Genomic DNA, 25,705 nt, shown 5'->3' with positions numbered 1-25,705 from the left:
AAAAACCGGAGCGAGTTATGGCAGGTCATTCCAAGTGGGCGAACATCAAGCACCGCAAAGAACGTCAGGATGCCAAGAGAGGCAAGATCTTCACCAAGTGGATCCGTGAGCTGACGGTCGCGGCCCGCCAGGGTGGCGGCGACCCGGGTTCCAACCCGCGCTTGCGCCTGGCCCTGGACAAGGCGCTGGGTGCCAATATGAGCCGCGACATCATCGACCGGGCCATCGCCCGTGGCGCGGGTGCGACCGAAGCTGACAACGTTGAAGAACTGACCTACGAAGGTTATGGCCCGGGCGGCGTGGCGGTGATGGTCGAATGCATGACCGACAACCGCAACCGTACAGCCGCCGCCGTGCGTCACGCGTTCAGCAAATGCGGTGGCAACCTGGGCACCGACGGCTCGGTGGCCTATCTGTTCGAGCGCAAGGGGCAAATCAGCTTCGCGCCGGGCCTCGATGAAGATGCCCTGACGGAGGCGGCCCTGGAGGCCGATGCCGATGACGTGGTCAGCCATGAAGACGGTTCGTTCGATGTGTTCACATCGTTCGCCAGCTTCTATGCCGTGCGCAACGCCCTGGAGGCGGCCGGTTTCAAGCCCGCCGACGCGGAAATCGTCATGCAGCCGACCACCAGTGCCGAACTGGACCTGGAAGGCGCCGAGAAGGTGCTCAAGCTGATCGACATGCTGGAAGACCTGGACGATGTGCAGAACGTCTACTCTAACGCTGACATTCCGGAGTCGGTGGCTGAACAGCTGGGCTGACGGAGCGTAATGCTGCTCACTTAAGTTTGTGTGGAACCATTGTGGCGAGGGAGCTTGCTCCCGCTGGAACCTGTAGGAGCTGGCGAAGCCTGCGATCTTTTGATCTTGGTCTTGGTCTTTCGCTTGAGATTCAAGTGTCTGGGGAAAGATCGCAGCCTCGTTGCACTCGACAGCTCCTACACAGCTCCTGCGTAGCCCGGCGGGAGCTGGCTCTCTCGCCACGGATTCACTGCAAGCCTTTGATGAGCTGTATCCTCTTGTAACCCGCATTACCTTTTCGCAGGCGCTATGACTTTAATCCTTGGTATCGACCCTGGTTCGCGCATCACCGGCTACGGTGTGGTTCGCGATACCGGGCGCGGCTGCGTGTACGTCGCATCTGGTTGTATCCGCACCGGGGCGGGTGAGCTGCATGAACGCTTGCAGATCGTTTATCGCGGCGTGCGCGAGGTCATCCAGACCTATGGGCCGGTCACCATGGGCATCGAAAAGGTCTTCATGGCGCGCAACGCCGACTCGGCCTTGAAGCTGGGGCAGGCCCGGGGCGCAGCCATTGTGGCTGGCGCCGAGGAAAACCTGGAGATCGCCGAGTACAGCGCGACCCAGGTCAAGCAGGCGGTCGTCGGAACCGGGGCGGCGAACAAGGAGCAGGTGCAAATGATGGTAATGCACCTGTTGAAACTGGTCAGCAAGCCGCAGATCGATGCTTCCGATGCCCTGGCCATCGCCATTTGCCATGCCCATACCCGTTCCAGCCTGTTGCCTCACGGCCTGGGAACCGCACGCAGTCGTGGCGGGCGCCTGCGTCTCTGATAGCATCAGCGCAATCTTTCGTGAGCCCGAGCATCTTGCGCCTGTGTCGTCGGCCCTATGCCCGGGCTGTTACTCGCCAGCCAGCAGGCTGGCCAACACCCAAGGATCTGAAACGTGATTGGACGCTTGCGCGGCACCCTGGCTGAAAAACAGCCGCCGCACCTGATTCTGGATGTAAACGGCCTGGGCTATGAGCTGGAAGTGCCCATGACCACGCTGTATCGCTTGCCGTCGGTCGGCGAGCCGCTGACCCTTCATACCCATTTGGTCGTGCGCGAGGATGCGCAGTTACTCTATGGCTTCGTCGGTAAGCGCGAGCGGGATTTCTTCCGCGAGCTGATCCGTCTCAATGGCGTCGGCCCGAAACTGGCCCTGGCCTTGATGTCTAGCCTGGAGGTCGACGAACTGGTGCGTTGCGTGCAGTCCCAGGACACCTCGGCCCTGACCAAGGTGCCAGGTGTGGGCAAGAAAACCGCCGAGCGCCTGCTGGTCGAACTCAAGGATCGCTTCAAGGCCTGGGAAGCGGTGCCGGCGATGTTCGCCCTGGTGCCGAACCAGCCGGATGCGCCTGCGCCTGCGGTCAGCGCCGAAAACGATGCAGTCACCGCCCTGATCTCCCTGGGCTACAAGCCGCAGGAAGCCAGCAAGGCGATTTCTGCGATCAAGGAAAAAGGCTTGAGTACCGAAGATATGATTCGTCGCGCCCTGAAGGGAATGATTTAAGTGATTGAAGCTGACCGCCTGATCGCCGCCACGGGCGCGCCCCGTGACCGCGAGGAAATCCAGGACCGCGCGATTCGTCCTGTCAGCCTGGCCGACTACATCGGCCAACCGACGGTGCGCGAGCAGATGGAGTTGTTCATCCAGGCCGCCCGTGGGCGCAGCGAGTCGCTGGACCACACCTTGATCTTCGGCCCGCCGGGCCTGGGCAAGACCACCCTGGCCAACATCATTGCCCAGGAAATGGGCGTCTCGATCAAGAGCACGTCGGGGCCGGTCCTCGAACGACCGGGTGACCTGGCGGCGCTGCTGACCAACCTTGAGCCCCATGACGTGCTCTTCATCGACGAAATCCATCGGCTGTCGCCGATCGTCGAGGAAGTGCTGTACCCGGCCATGGAAGATTTCCAGCTCGACATCATGATCGGTGAAGGGCCGGCCGCACGCTCCATCAAGCTCGACCTGCCGCCCTTCACCCTGGTGGGCGCCACCACCCGTGCCGGGATGCTGACCAACCCGCTGCGGGATCGTTTCGGTATCGTCCAGCGCCTGGAGTTCTACAACAACGCCGACCTGGCGACGATTGTCAGCCGTTCGGCGGGCATCCTCGGGTTGCCGCTGGACCCGGACGGTGCCTATGAGATCGCCCGTCGTGCCCGGGGTACGCCGCGGATCGCCAACCGACTGCTGCGCCGGGTCCGGGACTTTGCCGAAGTCCGGGCCAAGGGTCACATCACCAAGCCGATTGCCGACCTGGCGTTGAACCTGCTGGACATTGACGAGCGTGGTTTCGACCACCAGGACCGGCGCCTGCTGCTGACCATGATCGAGAAGTTCGACGGTGGCCCGGTGGGCGTGGACAGCCTCGCCGCGGCCATCAGCGAAGAGCGCCACACCATTGAAGATGTGCTGGAGCCATACCTGATCCAGCAGGGCTACATCATGCGTACCCCTCGCGGGCGCGTGGTGACCCGCCACGCTTATCTGCATTTTGGCTTAAACATCCCGACACGAATGGGTGAGATGCCGGTGGTAGACGAATTCCTCGATGCCGTGGACGATTAACGAGCTCTGTTCGCCGACTTTTTTCCGGTTCGTGCTGTCCCAGACGACGCCTGGAACGTCAATGCGTTCGAGAATGAAAAAACAGTTGCCAGGCCGATTGGCAACCTGAGGAGTAAGCACTAGAGTATGCGCGCGCAAAACGGGCTGGAGTCGTTCGCACATCGCTGTCGCGTTTATTACGAGGACACCGATGCTGGCGGCATCGTCTACTACGTCAATTACCTCAAGTTTATGGAACGGGCTCGAACCGAACGGCTGCGGGAACTGGGTTTCGCCCAATCCGCGCTGGCAGGGGAGGACCTGTTATTCGTCGTGCATTCCAGCGAAGCGCGCTACCACGCGCCGGCGCGACTGGACGACGAGTTGGTGGTAAGTGCCGATGTCATCGAATTGAACCGTGTCAGCCTGCGCTTCAAGCAGCAGGTCAGGCGGGCTACGGATAACGTGCTGCTCTGTGAAGGGCAGTTTTTGGTGGCCTGTGTGCGCACCCATAGTTTGAAACCCCGGGCCATTCCCGAAGCTCTACGCGCGGCCTTTGCCGGCGTGAGCGGCGCCGGTACACACTCAGAGCAGGAGATAAAGCGTGGAAGCTAACGTCGTCGACCATACCTCCATGTGGAGCTTGGTCAGCAATGCCAGCGTCGTGGTGCAACTGGTAATGCTGATCCTGGTAGCCGCATCGGTGACCTCATGGATCATGATTTTTCAGCGCAGCAACATGCTGCGCGCCGGTCGTCGAGCCTTGGAGAGCTTCGAAGAGCGCTTCTGGTCCGGCATCGACCTGTCCAAACTCTACCGCCAGGCTGGCAGTAATCCGGACCCGGATTCGGGCGTGGAGCAGATCTTCCGTGCCGGCTTCAAGGAGTTTTCCCGCCTGCGCCAGCAGCCGGGCGTTGACCCGGAAGCGGTGATGGAAGGTGTGGCCCGTGCCATGCGCGTCGCCATCTCCCGCGAGGAAGAAAAACTCGAACAGGGCCTGTCGTTCCTGGCCACCGTCGGTTCGGTCAGCCCGTACATTGGTCTGTTTGGTACAGTGTGGGGGATCATGAACTCCTTCCGTGGCCTGGCTTCTGCCCAGCAAGCGACCCTGGCCACCGTGGCCCCGGGCATCGCCGAGGCACTGGTCGCCACCGCCATCGGCCTGTTCGCGGCCATTCCGGCCGTTATCGCCTACAACCGCTTCGCCGCCCGCAGCGAAATGCTGACCGGCCGTTACTACACCTTCGCCGATGAATTCCAGGCGATCCTGCACCGTAAAGTGCACACCAGCGAAGAATAAGCAGGTATTTCCCAATGGCTTTAATCGCTCGAGCCCGAAAAAAGCGCAAGCCGGTTGCCGAGATGAACGTGGTGCCCTACATCGACGTGATGCTGGTACTGCTGGTCATTTTCATGGTGACCGCACCCATGCTCAATCAGGGCGTGAAGGTCGATCTGCCCAAGGTTTCCAGCGAAGCCTTGCCGCAAGACAACAACACCCAGGTACTGACCATTTCGATCAAGGCCGACAAGACCTACTACTGGAACCTTGGCAGCGAAGTCGACACCGAGAAGCAGCAGGACCGGGCCATGACCTTGCCGCAGATGACCGACGCGGTGACCAAGATCATTCGTGTCGGCAACGATGCCGGCAAGCGCACCCAGGTCTTCATTCGCGGCGACAAGACCGTCGACTACGGTGCCGTGATGGGCGCCATGGGCGGCCTGCAGAAAGCCGGGGTCGGTAATGTTGGCTTGATCACCGAGGCCCCCTGATGCAGCAACAGCGAGAGCCGTCCGCCTCGGAAAGCTACTTCTGGCCCAGCGTCCTGGCAATCGGCCTGCATGTGCTGGTGTTCGGCATGCTGTTCGTCAGTTTTGCCATGACTCCAGAGCTGCCGCCAGCCAAGCCGATCGTGCAGGCGACGTTGTACCAGCTCAAGTCGAAAAGCCAGGCGACCACCCAGACCAACCAGAAACTCGCCGGTGAGGCGAAGAAATCTGCTGCGCGCCAGACCGAAGTCGAGCAGATGGAGCAGAAGAAGGTCGAGCAGGAAGCGATAAAGGCCGCGGAACAAAAGAAAGAGGAAGCGGCTCAAAAGGCCGAGGAAGCCAAGAAGGCCGATGAGGCGAAGAAAGCTGACGAGGCGAAAAAGGTTGACGAAGCCAGGAAAGCCGACGAAGCGAAGAAAGCCGCCGAGGCCAAAAAGGCAGAAGAGAAACAATTGGCTGATATAGCCAAGAAGAAAGCCGAAGAAGAAGCCAAGAAAGCCGCGCAAGAAGAAGCCAAGAAAGCGGCCGCTGAAGAAGCGAAGAAAAAGATCGTCGAGGACGCGAAGAAAAAAGCGGCCGAAGACGCCAAGAAGAAAGCTGAAGCTGAACAGGCGAAAAAGAAAGTCGCCGAAGACGCGAAGAAGAAAGCCGCCGCCGACGCCGCCAAGAAAAAGGCCCAGGACGCAGCGCGTAAATCCGCCGAAGACAAAAAGGCCCAGGCCTTGGCAGATCTGCTTTCCGACACGCCGGAGCGCCAGCAGGCCTTGGCCGATGAGCAGGGCGACGAAGTCGCCGGCAGCTACGATGATTTGATTCGCGCCCGAGCGGCAGAAGGCTGGGCTCGTCCACCTTCGGCGCGTAAAGGCATGACGGTAGTATTGCAAATCGGCATGTTGCCCGACGGTACGGTTACCTCGGTCAACGTCGCCAAGTCCAGTGGTGACGGCCCGTTCGACGCTTCGGCGGTCGCAGCGGTCAAGAACATTGGGCGATTGACGGAAATGCAAGGAATGAAACCGAGCGACTTTGCTCCCTATCGTTCATTCAAGATGACATTCACACCTGAGGATCTAGCCTTGTGAGAAACCTTCTTCGATCAATGCTGGTCGTTATCTGCTGCCTGGCAGGGATAGCGGTAGCAGAGGAAAAGAATATCCTGGTCACCAGCGGCAGCGACCGGGCGACGCCGATCGCCGTCGTACCGTTCGGCTGGCAGGGCGGCAGCGTCCTGCCGGACGACATGGCGGAAATCATCGGCAACGACCTGCGCAACTCGGGTTACTACGCGCCGATTCCGAAACAGAACATGATCAGCCTGCCGACCCAGGCCAGCGAAGTCATCTACCGTGACTGGAAAGCCTTGGGCGCCCAGTACCTCATGGTCGGCAGCATCGTGCCGGCCGGCGGTCGCCTGCAGGTGCAGTACACCCTGTTCAACGTCGCCACCGAGCAGCAAGTGCTGACCGGCAGTGTGTCGGGCAGCGTCGATCAACTGCGTGACATGGCGCATTACATCTCCGACCAGTCGTTCGAGAAACTCACCGGCATCAAGGGCGCGTTCTCTACCCGCATGCTCTACGTGACGGCCGAACGCTTCTCCCAAAACAACACCCGCTACACCCTGCAACGCTCCGACTATGACGGCGCGCGTGCGGTGACCTTGCTGCAATCGCGCGAGCCGATCCTGTCGCCGCGCTTCGCTCCCGATGGCAAGCGCATTGCCTATGTCTCGTTCGAGCAGAAGCGTCCGCGCATTTTCGTGCAGCACATCGACACCGGTCGTCGTGAGCAGATCACCAACTTCGAAGGCCTGAACGGCGCGCCAGCCTGGTCGCCGGACGGTTCGCGCCTGGCGTTCGTGCTGTCCAAGGACGGTAACCCGGACATCTACGTGATGAACCTGGCTTCGCGTTCGATCTCCCGCGTCACCAACGGCCCGGGCATCAACACCGAACCGTTCTGGGGCAAGGATGGCTCGACCATCTACTTCACCTCCGACCGTGGCGGCAAGCCACAGATCTACAAGACCAGTGCCGGTGGTGGCGCTGCCGAACGCGTGACATTCGTCGGTAACTACAACGCCAACCCTAAGCTGTCGGCGGACGAAAAGACCCTGGTGATGATCCATCGCCAGGATGGTTTTACCAATTTCAAGGTGGCGGCCCAGGATTTGCAGCGCGGTAGCGTAAAAATCCTCACTGATAGCACTCTGGATGAGTCGCCCACTGTTGCGCCCAACGGCACCATGGTAATCTACGCCACCCGCCAGCAGGGCCGGGGAGTCTTGATGCTCGTGTCCATTAACGGACGCGTGAGGCTCCCGCTTCCTACCGCTCAAGGCGAAGTCAGAGAACCGTCCTGGTCCCCTTACCTGAACTGACGCGGCGCTACACGTTTTACTTAACACACTGGGGTTCATTAGGAGTTTCACGATGGAAATGCTGAAGTTTGGTAAATTTGCTGCGCTGGCTCTGGCCATGGCTGTAGCTGTAGGTTGCTCGTCCAAAGGCGGCGACAATGCCGGTGAAGGTGCTGTTGATCCAAACGCTGGTTACGGCGCTAACACTGGTGCAGTTGATGGCTCCCTGAGCGAAGAAGCTGCTCTGCGCGCAATCACCACCTTCTACTTCGAATACGACAGCTCGGACCTGAAGCCAGAAGCCATGCGCGCTCTGGACGTTCACGCCAAGGACCTGAAAGCCAACGGCGCTCGCGTCGTTCTGGAAGGCAACACCGACGAACGTGGTACTCGTGAGTACAACATGGCTCTGGGCGAGCGTCGTGCGAAAGCCGTTCAACGCTACCTGGTACTGCAAGGTGTTTCCCCAGCTCAGCTGGAACTGGTTTCCTACGGCGAAGAGCGTCCAGTTGCTACCGGCAACGACGAGCAGTCCTGGGCTCAAAACCGTCGCGTCGAACTGCGTAAGTAATTCGTCATGCGAACGTGCCGTCGTGCTGTAACTGTCCTGGCTCTCAGTCTCGCGCCGCTTGCGGCGTGGGCTGCGGTTCCTGTGGTCGATAACGATACCGGCTATAACAATAGCGGGAGCAGTTATCCGCCTGCAGGTTACGGTACGAACGGCGCCTATGCCGGGGGAGGGGTTTCGGCCCCTGTCTCGGCACAGGGCGTGCTGTTCAACCAGCTCCAGCAAATGCAGGATCAGCTGTCACGCCAACAAGGCGCGATCGAAGTTCTGCAAAATGAAGTGTCGCGCATGAAGCAGGAAAACCTGGAGCGATACCAGGATCTTGATCGGCGCATAGGAACCGGCGTTGCACCTGCCGCGACTCCTGAGAATTCTCCTGCCGGTGGCGACTTGAACGCCCCCGGTGCAGCCGCAGGCGCGGGAGCAGCCGCTCCCGCAGCACCTGCCGCCGGTGGCGAGCCGGCTGATCCGGCGAAGGAAAAGCTCTACTACGATGCTGCCTTCGACCTGATCAAGGCCAAGGATTTCGACAAGGCCAGCCAGGCTTTTGCCGCTTTCCTGCGCAAATACCCAAACAGCCAGTACGCGGGCAATGCCCAGTACTGGCTGGGTGAAGTGAACCTGGCCAAGGGCGACCTGCAAGGTGCCGGCCAGGCGTTTGCCAAGGTTTCGCAACTGTATCCCAAGCACGCCAAGGTGCCGGATTCGCTGTACAAGCTGGCTGACGTAGAGCGTCGCCTTGGTCACACCGACAAGGTAAAAGGCATTCTGCAGCAGGTGGTGGCCCAATATCCGGGTACATCCGCCGCCCAGTTGGCCCAGCGTGATCTGCAACGCATGTAAGTCGGCTTGACCCTGTCTTGAAGAAACCCGCGCCTGTCGCGGGTTTTTTCGTTAGAATTCACGCCCTTTTTATGAAACACGCTTTTTGGGATCTGCGCGTTGGCGGGGTTCCTTGAAGTGCCTGACGGAGGCGGACAGCCTGTTTAGCTGTTACGCCCGTGGCGACTATGCAAGACACATTGAGAATCACCGAAGTTTTTTACTCGTTGCAGGGTGAAACACGGACGGCTGGGCTGCCCACAGTATTTGTGCGCCTCACCGGTTGCCCGTTGCGTTGCCAATACTGCGACAGTGCCTACGCATTCAGCGGCGGCACCCTGCGAACCCTCGACGATATCCTGGAGCAAGTGGCCAGTTATCGTCCGCGTTATGTCTGCGTCACGGGCGGTGAGCCATTGGCGCAACCTAACGCCATCCCTTTGCTCAAGCAGTTGTGTGATGCCGGTTACGAGGTTTCGCTGGAAACCAGCGGCGCCCTGGATATCTCGGCCGTCGACCCGCGCGTCAGTCGCGTCGTGGACCTGAAGACTCCAGGCTCCAAGGAAGCGCACCGCAACCGTTACGAGAATATCGAGCTGCTGACCCCCAACGACCAGGTCAAGTTCGTGATCTGTTCGCGGGAAGATTACGATTGGGCCGTGTCCAAGCTGATTCAGTACGGGCTCGACCAGCGGGCTGGCGAAGTGTTGTTGTCACCAAGCCATCACGATTTGAGCGCCCGGGACCTGGCGGACTGGGTGGTGGCGGATAACCTGCCGGTGCGCCTGCAACTGCAGTTGCATAAATATCTTTGGAACGACGAGCCGGGGCGCTGATATGACTGAACATTCGAACATTGCCGAAAAACGTGCGGTCATCCTGTTGTCCGGTGGCCTGGATTCGGCCACCGTCGTGGCCATGGCCCGTGCCGAGGGTTACCGCTGCTACACCATGAGTTTCGATTATGGCCAGCGCCACCGCGCAGAGTTGCACGCCGCCGAGCGAGTTGCCCGGGACCTGGGCGTGGTGGAACACAAAGTGATCGGCCTGAACCTCAACGGCATCGGCGGCTCGGCCTTGACCGACAGTTCCATCGACGTGCCCGAGGCGCCGAGCGAAGGCATTCCGGTGACGTATGTGCCGGCGCGTAACACCGTATTCCTGTCCTTGGCATTGGGCTGGGCCGAAGTACTGGGCGCCCGTGACATTTTCATTGGCGTCAATGCCGTGGATTATTCCGGCTACCCGGATTGCCGCCCGGAGTTCGTCGAAGCCTTCGAGCGCATGGCCAACCTGGCGACCAAGGCCGGCGTAGAAGGGCAGGGGTTCCGCATCCAGGCGCCGTTGCAGAATCTCAGCAAGGCCGACATCGTCAAGGCCGGTGTGAAGCTTGGCGTGGACTACGGCCTCACCGTTTCCTGCTATCAGGCCGACGATCAGGGCCGTGCTTGTGGCAAGTGCGACAGCTGCCGCCTGCGCGCAGAAGGCTTTGCGACGGCGGGTGTGAGCGATCCAACCCGTTATTTTTGATTTATTTCAAATTAGGTGTTGAATAGTCCTTAGAAATCAGTATTATACGCGCCACCACACAGCGGGTCGTTAGCTCAGTTGGTAGAGCAGTTGGCTTTTAACCAATTGGTCGTAGGTTCGAATCCCACACGACCCACCATTTTTTGCAGTTTTAAAAGTCTGGAAGGCCCACGAAAGTGAGGATTTCCGGATTTTTTTTTGCCTGCGAGAAAGTGGCCGGACAAATCCCGAGGCTGGCTGGTGTCGTGGCAGTCCTTGGGGATTACGTCATTAACCTGGAAAAAATGGCCTCAGCTCCTAGACTGTTGAAGCCCGCTCCCTGTGCAAGCGCAGCGTGCATCTCGTTATAAAAACGCGAGAGGTTCGATCAAGGAGGATTCGACATGAAGCTGCGAATTACCCAGTTTGCTCCATTCGATCAGGGCAAGGATATCGACGCTGATATCAAGGGCGGATGGTGTGCCGGGGTAACCGCCATGGTCGGTGTTGCCGTGGGCTCCTATGACGTGGAAGAGCAACCCGATTTTGGGCATTGGGTTGAACATGTCGCTTTTGTAAGGGCCAAGGCGGCATTGCTGAAGATCAATTCCAGCCTCAACACGGCCGAAACGCTGCAGGCCGTCCTGGGCCGATACGAGAAAACCCGCGACGTCTGCGGTGAGCTGCATACATCCAAGTTTGAAGTGCGAGGTTGCAAAGTTCTCCTGAGCTTGTCGCGATGGTTTCCAGTGCTGGGTTATGCGTCCTACCTGAAAAACGCCAAATGGCTGACCAATCATATTGGCTACATCATCCGAGGCGCGGACAAACTGGTGTTGTTCGACCCCAACTACGGTATCGGTTTGTTCATCATTGAAGATGCGCTGCCGCTGAACCTGAACGAGCTGACCAAGGCGATCGGCATCCTCGCCTGGAAGAGTGGCCTTTCCAGTTATCTGCTGTCCTACACGGCGGCGATTTCCGTTGTTGACGAAGATCCCTTGCAACTGCGCTTGTCGAACGATAGCGAGGAGAAAGCCCGAGCCTTGGGAGAGTTCAGGAGTCGTTTTTTCACCGGGACAAAGCAGTAGCCTTAGCGGATATGTCGCCCATAACCCTTTGGGTCAAACCGCAATACCATCACCATCATCAACGCCATGACCGCCGTGAGCGACCACCAGGCCCACTCAAAACTCCCCAATTGGTCGCGGATCATCCCGGCAATCAAGGGCGAGAGGCCGGCGATGAGATAGCCGACACCCTGCACGAACGCAGTAAGGCCGCCGGCCCGGCGTGGGTTGTCCAAGTGGTCGAGGGACACGATCAGGCTCATGGGGAACAGGCCGCCGATACCCAGTCCCAGCAGGCAGGGCCAGAGCAGGCTGAAGCGTTCCGGGCTGAGGATCAGGCCGCAGAAGCCGCCGATGATCAGGGCCAGCAGGACGGTCAGGACCAGGCGTTTATCCCGGCTGCGGTTGGCAATCGCCGGGGTGACCAAGCCGGATAGCACTTCCATTGCCGTGAGGAACCCCAGAAGCAGGCCAGCGTGCTGTTCGCTCCAGCCCTTTTCCACGTAATACGGCGCCAGCCAGGCCAGCACGCAGGTGTAGGAGGCGGTGCCCAGGCCAAAGAAAATCGCCAGGAGCCAGGCCCGGGCGTTGCTGGAAAACGCTTCGTGATGCCGGGACGTTGCTTCGGGCAAAGGCCTGATGTTCGAGCGCTGGGCGTACCAGCAGCCCAGGGCGACCAGCGCCAACAATGCCCAGATGGCCAGGCCAACGCGCCAACTGCCGGTCTGCGTCAGGACAAAGGGTGAAAACGATGCGGCAATCGCCGCCCCGCCCATGATGGAGGTGACGTACAAGCCCATGAACAAGGATACGTTGTCGGCGAAGCGCGACTTGATCAGCGCCGGCATCACAGCCTGGATCAAAGCAATCCCAAGCCCTGCCACGACCGCGCTGGCGATCAACCCGGCGGCGCTGTCCAGATACAAGCGCGATGCCGTGGCAATGCCAATGATCAACAGCGACATTACGATGGTGCGGTGTTCACCGATGCGCAGGGCGATGCGCATGCCCAGGAACATCGCCAGGCCCATCGCCATGACGGGCAACATGGTCAGTAGCGAGGCGGTACTGAAACTCAAGGGCACCTCGCCGCGAATAGCCGACAACAGCGGCCCGACCGCCGCCATCGAGGGCCGCAGGTTCAGCGCGACCAAGACGATGCTGACCATCAGCCAGATGGCGTGGGTGCTTGAGGTTCGAATGTTTTCCATAACGGGGCCTTGGCTAAACAAAGCGCCATTTAGGCCGGGGAGTCGTGATGGGAGCAAATTGAAAACTGGTGGAGGCTATTGAAAAATTAAATACCGAGCCTGGTGCTCCCGCTGGCGCGCGTAGAAGCGTAGGAGCTGTCGAGTGCAACGAGGCTGCGATCTTTCCCCAGCCAATTAAGTCTTGAGCGAAAGATCAACATCAAGATCAAGATCAAAAGATCGCAGCCTTCGGCAGCTCCTACATGCAGCGCAGCGGGAGCAAGCTCTCTCGCTAGGCGCTATTCCATCCCCGGGCTTAGCGTCCCCAACCACGCCACCAACCCAAGGATGGCCACCGCCACAGCGAACTCCAGGACCATGCTGCGTCGCAGGGCATTCACCGCGACCCTGTGCTCGCCGGTCTGTCGAGCCTGCTCCAGCAGTGGGCTCAGGTGAAAGCGGTTAAGCGCGGCGAACACGAGCATGGCGGCGAACAAGATGAGTTTGAGCGCCAGTAACTGCCCGTAGGTGCTGTCCAATAGCCCTTCGACGCTTGGGCCGACGATGAACAGATAATTGACCACCCCCGTCACGCTGATGAGCACCACGATCACCGCCCCGGCGGTTTCAAACCCGATCAATGTCCGGGCCAGTACCGCCAACTGCGGTTCGGCCTGGCGAAGCAGCAGGGCAAACGCGGCCAAGGCCCCGACCCAGCCACCCGCCGCCCACAAGTGCAGGAAGTCGGTGATGAAGTGCCAGTTGCGGCGTGCGCCTTCGTCCATGGCGCCGTGCCCTGCCCAGGCCAATGTCGCCAGCGCCACGGCCCCGCCCAGCATGACCAGGCCCAGGCTGGCGGCCGGCCAGCGTTTATTGAGCGTCACGGCGATACCGGCCAGCAGCAGCGCAGCCATCCGCAGTGTCCAACTCAAGCCGACGTCGGTCTCCACTACCATCATTTCGATATGCGGCCACAACTCGACCCACTCCACAGCGCCGCTCATGGCCCAGGCCATGCACGCCATGGCGGCGAGGGAGAGCAACCCGCCCAGCACCGCCGAGATCAGCAGCAGCGGCGTGAAAGGCAACTGTGCGCCTGACACCCGCTCCTGGCCTCGCAGGCTATAGAGCCCGAACGCGGCCAGGCCGAACAGCAACATCAGATCCAGATACAGGGCAAAACGCAGGACGATGTTGATCGAGTCGCTCATCAACTCACTTCACCTTGAACGTGACGTTACCGGTGATCGGGTGGGTGTCGGACGACACCGCGCGCCACTGGACCTGATAGGTGCCGGCGGTGAGGGGGGCATTCGGCGTGATGACCATGGTTTTCGGGTCATCGCTGCCGGAGACCTTGGCCGGCATGGGCATGGGCGAATGCGCCGCCATGCCGGGCATCGCGGTCATCATCAGTTTGGCGCCGGAAAACTTGGTCATCAGGTTTTCGGAAAAATGCAGCTCGATCTTTGCCGGTGCCGCACCTTCGGCGCCTTCGGCAGGGGTAGAGGACAGCAGTTTCGGGTGGGCCTGGGCCAGGCCACTGAGCAACAGGCCGGTGGACAGGGCGACAGCAACGACAGCGGTTTTGATGAGTGACATGCAAGGACTCCTACAGCTTGTTTTTAGTTTTAGTTTTTAGTGATGCCGGTAAGCGGGTCAGAACCACATGCGCAAGCCCAGTACCAGGCGTGCTTCGCTGCGGTCCTCGCCTTCTTCCCGGGCGTAATCGGCGGTGTTGCCATAGACCCGATTCCAGGTGACGCCAATGTAGGGTGCGAATTCGCGGCGTATTTCATAACGCAGCCGTACGCCGAGTTCGGTGTCCGACAACCCTGAGCCGACGCCACGGGCGGGATCGTTCTTGCCATAGAAGTTGACCTCGGCGGTGGGCTGCAGGATCAATCGATTGGTCAGCAGGATGTCGTAATCGCCTTCCAGGCGCGCCGCGCTCTGGCCACCTTCACCGATAAAGGCAGTGGCCTGGGCTTCGAAGTTGTACAGCGCCATGCCTTGCACGCCGAAGGCAGCCCAGGTTTGCGGATCGACCGGCTTGAAGTCCTGGCGTACGCCGGCCACGACGTCCCACCAAGGACTGATGCCGTGGCCCCACAGGGCCTGGAGCTCGGCTTCTTCGGTCTTGCCGTTGAGGCGTTCGCCCTCGGAGCGCAGCCACAAACGATCGATGTCGCCGCCGATCCAGCCGGAAGCGTCCCAGCTCAGGGCGCTGCCGTCATCGGCGTCCTGCCACTCCAACTGGTCGATGAGGAAAAACGAATTGATGGCACTGTCATGCACTGCGTGTCCGCCATGATCCTCGTAGACCGCGGCGCGGTCGGCAGCGGTCAGTTCCGGGATCGGCGTGCGGCTGCTGGTCGGTGCTGACTGCATGGGTTCCATGCCCTGCATCGAGTCCATGCCTTGCATCTGGCTATGGTCCATCCCGGGCATCTGGCTGTGATCCATGCCTTGCATATCGTTGCCCGCTGCCCAGGCCGAGGTGGTGGCGCCGAGGGTCAGGCTGGCAATGAGTGCCATGGGGTATTGAAAAACAGTGGTCATGGTCGGCTCCTCATTCCTGCACCCGAACTTCACGGAACATCCCCATTTCCATGTGAAACAGCAGATGACAGTGGTACGCCCAGCGCCCGAGGGCATCGGCGGTGACGCGGTAGCTGCGCTTGGCGCCCGGTGGCACGTCGATGGTGTGCTTGCGCACCATGAACTGGCCGTTCTCATCCTCCAGGTCGCTCCACATGCCGTGCAGGTGGATGGGGTGGGTCATCATCGTGTCGTTGATCAGCACGATGCGCAGTCGCTCGCCGTACTTGAGTAGCAGCGGCGCGGCGTCGGAAAATTTCACGCCGTTGAACGACCAGACGAATTTCTCCATGTGCCCGGTCAGGTGCAGTTCGATCGTACGGCCCGGCTCGCGGCCGTCGGGGTCGGGGAAGGTGCTGCGCAGGTCTGAGTAGGTCAGCACTTTGCGGCCGTTGTCGCGCAGCCCCATGCCCGGGTCGTCGAGCTTGGGCTTGACGCTCATGGCCTGCATGTCCACCAGGGGGTTGTCTTTCTCGGTGTCGGGATGCGACAGCATGCCGTCCATGCCTTGCATGGCTCCGTGATCCATACCCGCCATGTCGTCCATGCCCTGCATCGAGCCGTGGTCCATGCCGCCCATGCCCATGTCGTCCATGGTCACCAATGGCCGAGGGTCCAGGGCTGGCACCGGTGCCGACAACCCGGCCCTGGTCGCGAGGGTGCCGCGGGCGTAGCCGGTGCGGTCCATGGACTGGGCGAACAGGGTGTAGACCTCCTGGGTCGGTTCGACGATGACGTCATAGGTTTCGGCCACGGCGATCCGGAACTCATCGACGCTCACCGGTTTGACGTATTGGCCGTCGGACGCCACCACCGTCATCTTCAAGCCGGGAATGCGCACGTCGAAATAGCTCATGGCCGAGCCGTTGATAAAGCGCAGGCGAAGACGTTCGCCAGGCTTGAACAGGCCGGTCCAGTTCATGTCCGGCGCCTGGCCGTTCATGAGGTAGGTGTAGGTGGCGCCACTGACATCGGCCAGGTCAGTGGGATTCATCTTCATCTCGGCCCACATCTTGCGGTCGGCCACGGTACTGGCCCAGCCGTTCTTGCCCACATCGTCAATGAAGTCGCCGACGGTGCGTTTGTTGTAGTTGTAGTAGTCCGACTGTTTCTTGAGCTTGCGAAGGATGTTGTCGGGTTCTTCATCGGTCCAGTCGGTGAGCATCACCACGTAGTCTCGTTCGTACTGGAAGGGCTCCGGTTCCCGGGCGTCGATCACCAGCGGGCCGTAGACCCCGGATTGCTCCTGGAAGCCGGAATGGCTGTGGTACCAGTAGGTGCCGTTCTGCCGGACCTTGAACTGATACACGTACATGCCGTCGGGTTCTATGCCCTTGAAACTCAACCCTGGAACGCCGTCCATGTTGGCTGGCAGCAGGATGCCGTGCCAGTGGATGGAGGTGGTGTCCTTTAAGCGGTTGCGCACCCGCAGGGTCACGGTATCGCCTTCGCGCCAGCGCAGCAGGGGGCCGGGAATACCGCCGTTGATGGTCTGGGCGGTACGTGGGTTGCCGGTGAAGTTGACCGGGCTTTCGCCGATGAACAGGTCGAACTCGGTGCCGCTCAGGACGTTGGGCTGGCCCGGGCCGGTGACGGCCCAGACAGGCGCGCGCCACAAGCCCAGGCCGCCGAGGATGGCGCCGGCAGTCAGGCCCTTTACGAAGGTTCGCCGGGAAGTTTTTGTGTGCATACGATGGAAGTCCGTCAGTCGATTCGCAGCGAATACGGGGGCAATCCCTCGGTGTCGCTTTGAAAAGAAGATGACATAAGCCGGCTGGGCAGGTGATTACATTTCGGTCAGCTTGCTCTTGCTGGGGCGCGCGTCCGGTTCCAGGGGCGGGCACAGGGCAGAATGATCTTTTGCATCGACGGGATATTCTGTAGCCTTGCCGGCTTCAAGCTGTCCCGTGCCTGATTGATACCCACTTTCCCGGCGGTACCCGAGTGGTCCGGAGCCGGGTGTATACTCGACTTTCGCGCAAAACGCGCCTGCAGGTCTTGCGAACATGACGCAAATTTCCGAACGCCTTCTGGTCCAGGCCCACCTCGACGCCAAGCAGCCCAAGCCGCTGACTGCCGAGCAAGAGGCCTGGTACCGCGCCGCCATCGCCGCCGAGCTCAAGGCTCAGGACGCGGTGCTGGTCGCGCACTTCTACTGCGACCCGATCATCCAGGCCCTGGCCGAAGAGACCGGAGGTTGCGTGTCCGACTCCCTGGAAATGGCCCGCTTCGGCAATGCCCACCCGGCCAAGACCGTGGTGGTGGCGGGTGTCAAGTTCATGGGGGAGACCGCCAAGATCCTCAACCCCGAAAAACGTGTGCTGATGCCCACCCTGGAAGCCACCTGCTCCCTGGACCTGGGTTGCCCGGTGGACGAGTTCTCGGCGTTCTGCGACCAGCATCCGGAGCGCACCGTGGTGGTGTATGCCAACACCTCGGCGGCAGTGAAGGCCAGGGCCGACTGGGTGGTGACATCCAGTTGTGCGTTGGAAATCGTCGAGAGCCTGATGGACAACGGCGAGACGATCATCTGGGGCCCGGACAAGCACCTGGGTACTTACATCCAGCGCAAGACCGGCGCCGACATGCTGCTCTGGGACGGTGCCTGTATCGTCCACGAAGAGTTCAAGTCCAAGCAGTTGGAGGACATGAAGGCGCTCTACCCGGACGCCGCGATCCTGGTGCACCCGGAGTCACCGACGTCGGTGATCGAACTGGCGGATGCCGTTGGCTCCACCAGCCAGTTGATCGCCGCGGCCCAGACCCTGCCGAACAAGACACTGATCGTCGCCACCGACCGGGGCATTTTCTACAAGATGCAGCAGTTGTGCCCGGACAAGGTCTTCATCGAAGCCCCTACCGCCGGCAACGGCGCGGCGTGCCGCAGTTGCGCACACTGCCCATGGATGGCGATGAATACCCTGGAGCGCACGCTCAAGAGCTTGCAGGAAGGCACCAACGAGATATTCGTCGACCCGGCGCTGATCCCCCAGGCGATTCGCCCGCTCAAGCGCATGCTGGACTTCACCCAGGCCGCGCGGATGAAGCTGGCGGGCAATGCCTGATCGTTGGGAGGCTTGAGGCTTCAAGAAGTCTTGAGGCCTATGACGCTTTTTGTGGCGAGGGAGCTTGCTCCCGCCGGGCTCTGTAGGAGCTGCCGAAGGCTCGGGCCGCGTTCGGACGATCTTTTGATCTTTCGCTTTAGACTCAAGTGTCTGGGGAAAGATCGCAGCCTCGTTGCACTCGACAGCTCCTACAGAGCCCAGCGGGCAGGCGCCCTCGCCACGGGTTTTGTGGTGTTCTTATTTGGCCTTCTTGGGAATCCGCACCAACTGCGTATCCGAGTAGATGTCATGCCAACTGCGCTTGCGCTTGTCGAACAGCGCCCAGATGAAGCCTGCGCCCAACAGCAGCAATGATGCAATCGACACGACGAACCGTAACAGCGCCTGCCACAGGCTGATGGCCGTGCCATCGGCGTTCTGTACCCGGATGCACCACACCTGCATGCCCAGGGTCTGGCCGTTGTGGGTCCAGAACTTGGCGAAGAAGCCGAACAGCACGAACAGCAGCACGGTGGACAGCAACGGGTCGCCGTCCAGGGCGCCAGCTTCCGTGAGGTCACGCATTTTCTCTTCGCCGATGATCGCCATCTGGATCATCTTGTAGGCGCCGCTGGTGACGATCAGCAGTGCCGTGCACAGCAGGAAGTCATAAAACATCGCAGCCAGGCGACGGCCAAGGCCGGCGGGAGGAAAGTCGCCCTGGGGGATGAGCAGGTGTTTCGGCATGTCGGCCTCGGCTGAAAAAAGAAGCCATTTTACGGATTTACGCCCATAAAAAAGCCCCTGATATCAATCAGGGGCTTTTTAGTTCGCGAAAGCCTTAGGCTTCAGCTTGTACTTCGTCAGCCTGCATGCCTTTCTGGCCTTGCACAGCAACGAAAGTGACTTTCTGGCCTTCTTTCAGGCTCTTGAAGCCGTTGCCCTGAATGGCGCGGAAATGCACGAACAGGTCCGGACCGCTTTCAGGCGTGATAAAACCAAAACCCTTCTCGTCGTTGAACCACTTGACGGTACCGCTCTGACGTTGAGACATTTTCTTATTTCCTTTGACGCTAAAATTGATGACAGCCTCTTTCGCATGAAAGAGTACTGGGGCTGGGTTGCAGGAAAGTAAGATGACGTCGAACGGGATGTAGCTAACTTCGTAGGCTACTGCCCAGGTCACGATCCAAGCGACCCATGCAAACACAGTGACCAAACTCTACGCCAACTCCGAACGAAAAAACAACCCCCCGGGGAAGCCCGTATTTGCTCAGCTTGCAGGCATTTACATACATCGCCAGGCGGGGCTTATTCGATAGGCTAGTTCAATTGTTAATGACCGTTATAAGCGCCATTGAATGTCTAAGGATATGCACCTTTTTATGGCGGTTGCGTTACACATTAGTGCACGTATAACGCAATCGCGTTACTTATAGAAACAGTCAATCAACCGCGGTAGTAGCGTTGTGGGACGAATGGCATTTTACTTACAAGTAAAGGCACCTTTTTCCCACGCACGATGGCCCAGACTGGCGTATCCAGTGCGACATAGGCGCTATCCAGGTAACCCATTGCCAACGGACCGCCCAGGGTCGGGCCGAAGCCGCCGCTGCACACTGCACCAATAATCTCGCCTGCGTCGTTGACGATCTCTGCGCCTTCGCGCACCGGTGTGCGTTCTTGGGGCAGCAGGCCGACACGTTTGCGCTTCACGCCATTGTGCTGCTGGGCGAACACGGTTTCAGCGCCGGGGAAACCGCCGGCGCGAGCGCCATCGGCACGACGAACCTTGGAAATGGCCCACAGCAGGCTGGCTTCTATCGGGGTCGTCTCGCTGTTCATATCATGGCCATAGAGGCACAGGCCGGCTTCCAGGCGCAGGGAATCACGGGCACCGAGGCCGATGGCGGCCACTTCTGGTTCGGCCAGCAGCGCGCGGGCCAGTTTTTCCGCGTCGGCGGCGGGCACCGAGATTTCGAAACCGTCTTCACCGGTATAGCCCGAACGGCTGACAAAACAGTCCACGCCCAGCAGCGTGACGCGCTGGAACTGCATGAAAGTCATCTTCGCCACGTCCGGCGCCAGGCGGGCGAGCACGGTGACGGCGGCCGGGCCTTGCAGGGCAAGCAGGGCACGGGCTTCAAACAACGGCTCGATGCTGCACTGCGCGCCAATATGGGCCCGCAGGTGGGCCAGGTCCTGTTCCTTGCAAGCGGCGTTGACCACCAGGAATAATTCGTCGTTGCCCAGGTTGGCGACCATCAGGTCGTCGAGAATGCCGCCGTTGTCGTTGGTGAACATGGCGTAGCGCTGCATGCCCACCGGCAGGTCGATGATGTCCACCGGCACCAGGGTTTCCAGGGCCTTGGCGGCACCTGCACCGGTCAGGCGGATCTGGCCCATGTGGGACACGTCGAACAGCCCGGCCTGATCGCGGGTGTGCTGGTGTTCTTTCATCACCCCCAGCGGGTACTGCACTGGCATGTCGTAGCCGGCGAACGGCACCATGCGGGCACCGAGTTCGAGGTGCAGGGCGTGCAGCGGGGTCTTCAGCAGTTGTTCGGTGGACATATCAGCTCCTGGAAAAAGTGTAGAAGTGAGGCAAGCGCATCAGCATTCGATGATGTTGACCGCCAGACCGCCGCGGGCGGTCTCCTTGTATTTGCTTTTCATGTCGGCGCCGGTCTGGCGCATGGTGCGGATGACTTTGTCGAGGGAGACGAAGTGATGCCCGTCGCCGCGCATGGCCATGCGCACCGCGTTGATGGCCTTCACCGAGCCCATGGCGTTGCGTTCGATGCACGGCACCTGCACCAGACCGCCGATCGGGTCGCAGGTCAGGCCGAGGTTGTGTTCCATGCCGATCTCGGCGGCGTTTTCCACTTGTTGCACGCTGCCGCCGAGCACTTCGCACAGGGCGCCGGCGGCCATGGAGCAGGCCACACCCACTTCACCCTGGCAACCGACTTCGGCGCCGGAGATGGAGGCGTTTTCCTTGTACAGGATGCCGATGGCAGCGGCGGTCAGCAGGAAGCGCACCACGCCATCCTCGCTGGCCCCGGGAATAAAGCGCATGTAGTAATGCAGCACAGCCGGGATGATGCCCGCCGCCCCGTTGGTCGGTGCGGTGACAACGCGCCCGCCGTAGGCGTTTTCTTCGTTGACCGCCAAGGCATACAGGTTGACCCAGTCCAGCACCGACAGCGGGTCGCGCAGGGCGGCTTCGGGGTTCTTGCACAGCTGGCGGTGCAACGCCGCAGCCCGGCGCTTGACCTTCAGCCCGCCCGGCAAAATCCCTTCGTTGCGACAGCCGGCCGCCACGCAATCCTGCATCACCTGCCAGATCTTCAGCAGGCCGGCACGGGTCTCGGCTTCGGGACGCCAGGCGCTTTCGTTAGTCAGCATCACCTGGCTGATGGACAGGCCATAGGTGCTGCAATGGCCCAGCAGGTCCTTGGCGCTCTTGAACGGGAAGGTCAGGGGGGTGGTGTCTTCGACGATACGGTCGGCACCGGCCGCGCCTTCATCCACGACAAAGCCGCCACCGACCGAGTAGTACTCGCGGCTGCGCACTTGCAGGCCCGCGGCATCGAAGGCGCGGAAGATCATGCCGTTGGGGTGAAAGGCCAGCGGCTTGCGGATCATCGCCAGGTGCAGCTTTTCATTGAATTCGATGGAGTGTTCGCCGAGCAGGTTCAGGCGACCGCTGCTGCGGATCGCTTGCAGGCGGGCGTCGATGGTTTCGGTGTCCACGGTGTCAGGGTGCTCGCCTTCCAGGCCCAGCAGCACGGCCTTGTCGCTGCCGTGCCCCTTGCCGGTGGCGCCGAGCGAGCCGTAGAGCTCGACCTTGACGCTGGTGGTGACGTTGAGCAGGTCATCACGACGCAGCCCTTCGGCGAAACGGGCAGCGGCACGCATCGGGCCGACGGTATGGGAGCTGGAAGGGCCGATACCGATCTTGAACAGGTCGAACACGCTTAACGACATGGTGTTTCTCCGGTTTCTTTTTATGAGGATCGACGATTATGAAGTCGGCGTAGATCCAATGTGGGAGCGAGCAAGCCCACTCCCACAAGGGGATATGCGGTGTGGTTGAAAGGGGCGAGCAAACCCGCCCCCTCACAGGTCAAGCGTAGCTTTCGATCGACGGGCAAGCGCAGACCAGGTTGCGGTCGCCAAACACGTTGTCGACCCGGCCCACGGGCGGCCAGTACTTGCCTTCGATCAACGACGCCACCGGGTACACCGCCTGTTCGCGGCTATAAGGGTGGGTCCACTCACCGACGATTTCCGCGGCAGTGTGCGGGGCGTTTTTCAGTGGATTGTCGTCTTTGTCCAGGCTGCCGTTTTCCACCGCGCGGATTTCTTCGCGGATGCAGATCATGGCGTCGCAGAAACGGTCCAGTTCTTCCTTGGATTCGCTTTCGGTCGGCTCGATCATCAACGTGCCAGCCACTGGGAACGACATGGTCGGGGCGTGGAAACCGAAGTCGATCAGGCGCTTGGCCACATCATCGACGCTGATGCCGCTGCTGTCCTTGAGCGGACGCAGGTCGAGGATGCATTCGTGGGCCACCAGGCCGTTGCTGCCGGAGTAGAGCACTGGGTAGTGCTCTTCCAGGCGACGGGCGATGTAGTTGGCGTTGAGGATCGCCAGTTGCGAGGCGCGCTTGAGGCCGGCGCCGCCCATCATGCGGATGTACATCCAGGTGATCGGCAGGATGCTCGCGCTGCCGAACGGCGCCGCGCACACCGCGCCTTCCTTGCGTGCCATGTTGGCGTGGCCCGGCAGGAACGGTGCCAGGTGGGACTTGACGCCAATCGGGCCGACGCCCGGGCCGCCACCGCCGTGGGGGATGCAGAAGGTCTTGTGCAGGTTCAGGTGCGACACGTCGCCGCCGAACTTGCCCGGGGCGCAGAGGCCGACCATGGCGTTCATGTTGGCGCCGTCAATGTACACCTGGCCGCCGTTGTCATGAATGATGCCGCAGATTTCGCGGATGCCTTCTTCGAACACACCGTGGGTGGACGGGTAGGTGATCATTAGCGCGGCGAGGTGTTCGCGGTGCTCGATGGCCTTGGCCCGCAGGTCTTCGATGTCGACGTTGCCGCGGGCATCGCAGGCGGTCACGACCACGCGCATGCCGGCCATGTGGGCGGTGGCCGGGTTGGTGCCGTGGGCCGAGGACGGGATCAGGCAGATGTCGCGGCGGTCTTCGCCACGGCTCTGGTGATAGGCGCGGATCGCCAGCAGACCGGCGTATTCGCCTTGGGAACCGGCGTTGGGTTGCAGCGACACTGCGTCATAGCCGGTGGCGGCGCAGAGCATGGCCTCCAGCTCGTCGGTCAGTTGCTGGTAGCCTGCGCTCTGCTCGGCCGGGGCGAACGGGTGCAGGGCGCCGAACTCGGCCCAGGTCACCGGGATCATTTCGCTGGCGGCGTTGAGTTTCATGGTGCAGGAACCCAGCGGGATCATGGTGCGATCCAGGGCCAGGTCCTTGTCGGCGAGCTTGCGCAGGTAGCGCATCAGCTCGGTTTCGGAGTGGTAGCGGTTGAACACCGGGTGGCTGAGGATCGCCGATTGGCGCACCAGTTCGGCCGGGATGCGGCTTTGCACGCTGGCGGCCAGTGCCGCGAAGTCCGGCAGGGCCTTGCCGTCGGCCAACAGCTTCCACAGGGCTTCGACGTCAGCCTGGCTGGTGGTTTCGTCCAGGGACAGGCCCAGGCGTTCAGCGTCCACCACACGCAGGTTGATGCGCTGGGCGCGGGCCTTGTCGTGCAGGGCGGCGGTTTGCGTGCCGGTGTGCAAGGTCAGGGTGTCGAAGAAACTGTCTTGCTCGACGCTCAAGCCCAACGCACCCAGGCCCTTGGCAAGGATTGCGGTCAGGTGATGGATGCGGTTGGCAATTTGCACCAGGCCCTTGGGGCCATGGTACACGGCGTACATGCTGGCGATGTTGGCCAGCAGCACCTGGGCGGTGCAGATATTGCTCGTGGCTTTCTCGCGGCGGATGTGTTGCTCGCGGGTCTGCATCGCCAGGCGCAGGGCCGGCTTACCGAAACGGTCCACGGAAACGCCGACCAGACGGCCCGGCATGTCGCGCTTGAAGGCGTCCTTGGTGGAGAAATACGCCGCGTGCGGGCCGCCGAAGCCCAGGGGCACGCCGAAGCGCTGGGCGCTGCCGATGGCCACGTCGGCGCCGAATTCACCTGGCGGGGTCAACAGGGTCAGGGCCAGCAGGTCCGCGGCAACCGCTACCAGGGCATTGGCGGTGTGGAAACGTTCGGTCAGTTCGCGGTAGTCGAACAGGTCACCGTTGCTGGCCGGGTACTGCAGCAGCGCGCCGAAGAAGCCGCTGACGTCGCTCAGTTCGCGCTCATCGCCCACCACCACGTCGATGCCCAGGGGCTCGGCACGGGTGCGCAGCACGTCGAGGGTTTGCGGGTGGCTGTGCACGGAGGCGAAGAACGCGTTGCTGCCCTTGTTCTTGCTCAGGCGCTTGCAGAAGGTCATGGCTTCGGCAGCGGCGGTGGCTTCGTCGAGCAAGGAGGCGTTGGCAATGGGCAGGCCGGTAAGGTCGCTGATCAGGGTCTGGAAGTTCAACAGCGCTTCGAGACGGCCCTGGGAGATTTCTGGCTGGTACGGGGTGTAGGCGGTGTACCAGGCTGGGTTTTCCAGCAGGTTGCGCAGGATCGGTGCCGGCGTGTGGCAATTGTAGTAGCCCTGGCCGATGTAGGTCTTGAACAGCTGGTTCTTGGCGGCGATGGCCTTGATCGAGGCCAGTGCATCGGCTTCGCTCTGGCCGTCGCCCATGTCCAGCACACTGGTGCCCTTGATGCTTTCCGGGATGACGCTGGCGCTCAGGGCCTCCAGGGAGTCGTAGCCCAGGCGCTCGAGCATGGCTTGCTCGTCGCTGGCACGCGGGCCGATGTGGCGGGCGATGAATTCATTGGCGGTGCCGAGATTAACGGTCATGTGGCGCTCCTCAGGCTTCGGCGTTGGCTTTGATCAGGCGGTCGTAGGCGTCCTGATCCAACAGTTGGCCAACGGCGGCTGTGTTGACTGGCTTGAAACGAAAAAACCAGCCTGCGCCCAACGGATCTTCGTTGACCAGTTCCGGATTGCTTTCCAGGGCCGGGTTCACTTCGAGCACTTCACCGTCCAGTGGCATGTAGACACCGCTGGCGGCTTTCACCGATTCCACGGTGGAGGCTTCGGCTCCCTTGTCGTAGCTTTGCAGTTCCGGTAACTGAACATAGACCACATCGCCCAAGGCGTTCTGGGCAAACGCAGTAATACCGACTGTAACGCTGCCGTCGGCTTCGGTGCGCAGCCATTCGTGATCTTCAGTGAAACGCAACTCGCTCATGGAAACTCCTGGGGCCAGATTCGTCTGGTGGACGCGAAGAAAGGCGCGGGGCTTG

At 61.0% G+C, this 25,705-nt stretch carries 26 protein-coding genes and 1 tRNA gene; 16 read left to right on the top strand and 11 right to left on the bottom strand.

The window, feature by feature from the left end; all coding sequences use genetic code 11:
• Window positions 1–17: 17 nt before the first annotated feature.
• The 15 genes from AC09SL_RS10275 (at window position 18) to AC09SL_RS10205 (ending at window position 11,463) form a co-directional block, all read left to right on the top strand.
• Window positions 18–764, top strand: a complete 747-nt coding sequence (locus tag AC09SL_RS10275; protein WP_018614256.1) for a YebC/PmpR family DNA-binding transcriptional regulator — start codon at window positions 18–20, stop codon at window positions 762–764.
• A 288-nt stretch (window positions 765–1,052) separates the two neighbouring features.
• Complete coding sequence (ruvC, locus tag AC09SL_RS10270; protein WP_003178595.1) at window positions 1,053–1,577, top strand: crossover junction endodeoxyribonuclease RuvC; 525 nt, start codon at window positions 1,053–1,055, stop codon at window positions 1,575–1,577.
• A 114-nt stretch (window positions 1,578–1,691) separates the two neighbouring features.
• On the top strand, window positions 1,692–2,300 hold the full coding sequence (gene ruvA, locus AC09SL_RS10265) for a Holliday junction branch migration protein RuvA (RefSeq protein WP_058542614.1): 609 nt from the start codon (window positions 1,692–1,694) through the stop codon (window positions 2,298–2,300).
• The gene (gene ruvB / locus AC09SL_RS10260) at window positions 2,301–3,362 is read left to right on the top strand and encodes a Holliday junction branch migration DNA helicase RuvB (protein WP_003178599.1); all 1,062 of its coding nucleotides are present in this window, start codon (window positions 2,301–2,303) and stop codon (window positions 3,360–3,362) included.
• Between the two features lie 126 nt (window positions 3,363–3,488).
• Complete coding sequence (gene ybgC / locus AC09SL_RS10255; protein ID WP_003205037.1) at window positions 3,489–3,956, top strand: tol-pal system-associated acyl-CoA thioesterase; 468 nt, start codon at window positions 3,489–3,491, stop codon at window positions 3,954–3,956.
• Window positions 3,946–4,641, top strand: a complete 696-nt coding sequence (gene tolQ / locus AC09SL_RS10250) for a protein TolQ (RefSeq protein ID WP_058542613.1) — start codon at window positions 3,946–3,948, stop codon at window positions 4,639–4,641. Before ybgC ends, tolQ begins: the two co-directional genes overlap by 11 nt.
• A gap of 23 nt (window positions 4,642–4,664) precedes the next feature.
• Window positions 4,665–5,117, top strand: coding sequence for a protein TolR (gene tolR / locus AC09SL_RS10245; protein ID WP_161798348.1), 453 nt, complete (start codon window positions 4,665–4,667; stop codon window positions 5,115–5,117).
• Entirely contained in the window at window positions 5,117–6,196 is a 1,080-nt protein-coding gene (gene tolA / locus AC09SL_RS10240; protein ID WP_058542612.1) for a cell envelope integrity protein TolA, read from the top strand. The genes tolR and tolA overlap by 1 nt, the downstream gene beginning before the upstream one ends.
• On the top strand, window positions 6,193–7,494 hold the full coding sequence (tolB, locus tag AC09SL_RS10235; protein WP_058542611.1) for a Tol-Pal system beta propeller repeat protein TolB: 1,302 nt from the start codon (window positions 6,193–6,195) through the stop codon (window positions 7,492–7,494). The genes tolA and tolB overlap by 4 nt, the downstream gene beginning before the upstream one ends.
• Before the next feature lie 52 nt (window positions 7,495–7,546).
• Window positions 7,547–8,044: a peptidoglycan-associated lipoprotein Pal gene (gene pal / locus AC09SL_RS10230; protein ID WP_003178634.1), complete on the top strand. Its 498-nt coding sequence runs from the start codon at window positions 7,547–7,549 to the stop codon at window positions 8,042–8,044.
• A 6-nt stretch (window positions 8,045–8,050) separates the two neighbouring features.
• Window positions 8,051–8,884, top strand: coding sequence for a tol-pal system protein YbgF (gene ybgF / locus AC09SL_RS10225; RefSeq protein ID WP_058542610.1), 834 nt, complete (start codon window positions 8,051–8,053; stop codon window positions 8,882–8,884).
• Window positions 8,885–9,051: 167 nt separating this feature from the next.
• Window positions 9,052–9,699: a 7-carboxy-7-deazaguanine synthase QueE gene (gene queE, locus AC09SL_RS10220; RefSeq protein ID WP_003205025.1), complete on the top strand. Its 648-nt coding sequence runs from the start codon at window positions 9,052–9,054 to the stop codon at window positions 9,697–9,699.
• Window positions 9,700–9,718: 19 nt separating this feature from the next.
• Window positions 9,719–10,393, top strand: coding sequence for a 7-cyano-7-deazaguanine synthase QueC (gene queC / locus AC09SL_RS10215; RefSeq protein ID WP_175360374.1), 675 nt, complete (start codon window positions 9,719–9,721; stop codon window positions 10,391–10,393).
• Between the two features lie 63 nt (window positions 10,394–10,456).
• Window positions 10,457–10,532 (top strand) — tRNA-Lys (locus tag AC09SL_RS10210).
• Window positions 10,533–10,776: 244 nt separating this feature from the next.
• Window positions 10,777–11,463, top strand: coding sequence for a hypothetical protein (locus tag AC09SL_RS10205; RefSeq protein ID WP_058542608.1), 687 nt, complete (start codon window positions 10,777–10,779; stop codon window positions 11,461–11,463).
• Window positions 11,464–11,465: 2 nt separating this feature from the next.
• Here the strand turns inward: AC09SL_RS10205 and AC09SL_RS10200 are convergent, their stop codons facing one another.
• The 5 genes from AC09SL_RS10200 to AC09SL_RS10180 all read right to left on the bottom strand — a co-directional run bounded on the left by AC09SL_RS10200 (window position 11,466) and on the right by AC09SL_RS10180 (window position 16,923).
• Window positions 11,466–12,653 (bottom strand): cyanate transporter, encoded by a 1,188-nt coding sequence (locus AC09SL_RS10200; protein WP_058542607.1) that lies wholly within the window; start codon window positions 12,651–12,653, stop codon window positions 11,466–11,468.
• 278 nt (window positions 12,654–12,931) lie between these two features.
• Entirely contained in the window at window positions 12,932–13,843 is a 912-nt protein-coding gene (copD, locus tag AC09SL_RS10195; RefSeq protein WP_058542606.1) for a copper homeostasis membrane protein CopD, read from the bottom strand.
• A 4-nt stretch (window positions 13,844–13,847) separates the two neighbouring features.
• The gene (gene copC / locus AC09SL_RS10190; protein ID WP_058542605.1) at window positions 13,848–14,234 is read right to left on the bottom strand and encodes a copper homeostasis periplasmic binding protein CopC; all 387 of its coding nucleotides are present in this window, start codon (window positions 14,232–14,234) and stop codon (window positions 13,848–13,850) included.
• 57 nt (window positions 14,235–14,291) lie between these two features.
• Window positions 14,292–15,194, bottom strand: coding sequence for a copper resistance protein B (locus AC09SL_RS10185; RefSeq protein ID WP_058542604.1), 903 nt, complete (start codon window positions 15,192–15,194; stop codon window positions 14,292–14,294).
• Between the two features lie 10 nt (window positions 15,195–15,204).
• Window positions 15,205–16,923, bottom strand: coding sequence for a copper resistance system multicopper oxidase (locus AC09SL_RS10180; protein ID WP_058542603.1), 1,719 nt, complete (start codon window positions 16,921–16,923; stop codon window positions 15,205–15,207).
• 316 nt (window positions 16,924–17,239) lie between these two features.
• Between AC09SL_RS10180 and nadA the strand changes: the two genes are divergently transcribed.
• On the top strand, window positions 17,240–18,298 hold the full coding sequence (nadA, locus tag AC09SL_RS10175; RefSeq protein WP_058542602.1) for a quinolinate synthase NadA: 1,059 nt from the start codon (window positions 17,240–17,242) through the stop codon (window positions 18,296–18,298).
• Between the two features lie 237 nt (window positions 18,299–18,535).
• Here nadA and AC09SL_RS10170 read toward each other — a convergent pair whose 3' ends face one another.
• From AC09SL_RS10170 to gcvH, 6 genes are all read right to left on the bottom strand, one after another.
• Window positions 18,536–19,024 carry an RDD family protein gene (locus tag AC09SL_RS10170; RefSeq protein WP_058542601.1) on the bottom strand — a complete coding sequence of 163 codons (489 nt, stop codon included), beginning with the start codon at window positions 19,022–19,024 and terminating at the stop codon, window positions 18,536–18,538.
• Between the two features lie 94 nt (window positions 19,025–19,118).
• Window positions 19,119–19,331 carry a cold-shock protein gene (locus AC09SL_RS10165; protein ID WP_003175786.1) on the bottom strand — a complete coding sequence of 71 codons (213 nt, stop codon included), beginning with the start codon at window positions 19,329–19,331 and terminating at the stop codon, window positions 19,119–19,121.
• A gap of 395 nt (window positions 19,332–19,726) precedes the next feature.
• A complete protein-coding gene (gene gcvT, locus AC09SL_RS10160) occupies window positions 19,727–20,851 on the bottom strand; it encodes a glycine cleavage system aminomethyltransferase GcvT (RefSeq protein WP_058542600.1) in 1,125 nt (374 codons plus the stop codon).
• Window positions 20,852–20,890: 39 nt separating this feature from the next.
• Entirely contained in the window at window positions 20,891–22,267 is a 1,377-nt protein-coding gene (locus AC09SL_RS10155; protein ID WP_058542599.1) for an L-serine ammonia-lyase, read from the bottom strand.
• A 139-nt stretch (window positions 22,268–22,406) separates the two neighbouring features.
• The gene (gene gcvP / locus AC09SL_RS10150; RefSeq protein WP_058542598.1) at window positions 22,407–25,256 is read right to left on the bottom strand and encodes an aminomethyl-transferring glycine dehydrogenase; all 2,850 of its coding nucleotides are present in this window, start codon (window positions 25,254–25,256) and stop codon (window positions 22,407–22,409) included.
• A gap of 10 nt (window positions 25,257–25,266) precedes the next feature.
• Window positions 25,267–25,650: a glycine cleavage system protein GcvH gene (gcvH, locus tag AC09SL_RS10145; protein WP_058542597.1), complete on the bottom strand. Its 384-nt coding sequence runs from the start codon at window positions 25,648–25,650 to the stop codon at window positions 25,267–25,269.
• Window positions 25,651–25,705 lie beyond the last annotated feature (55 nt).

It is taken from the genome of Pseudomonas sp. PF05, from assembly GCF_056521845.1.
The sequence above is the reverse complement of the archived record's forward strand: the minus strand, read 5'-3'. Positions and strand labels throughout refer to the sequence as shown.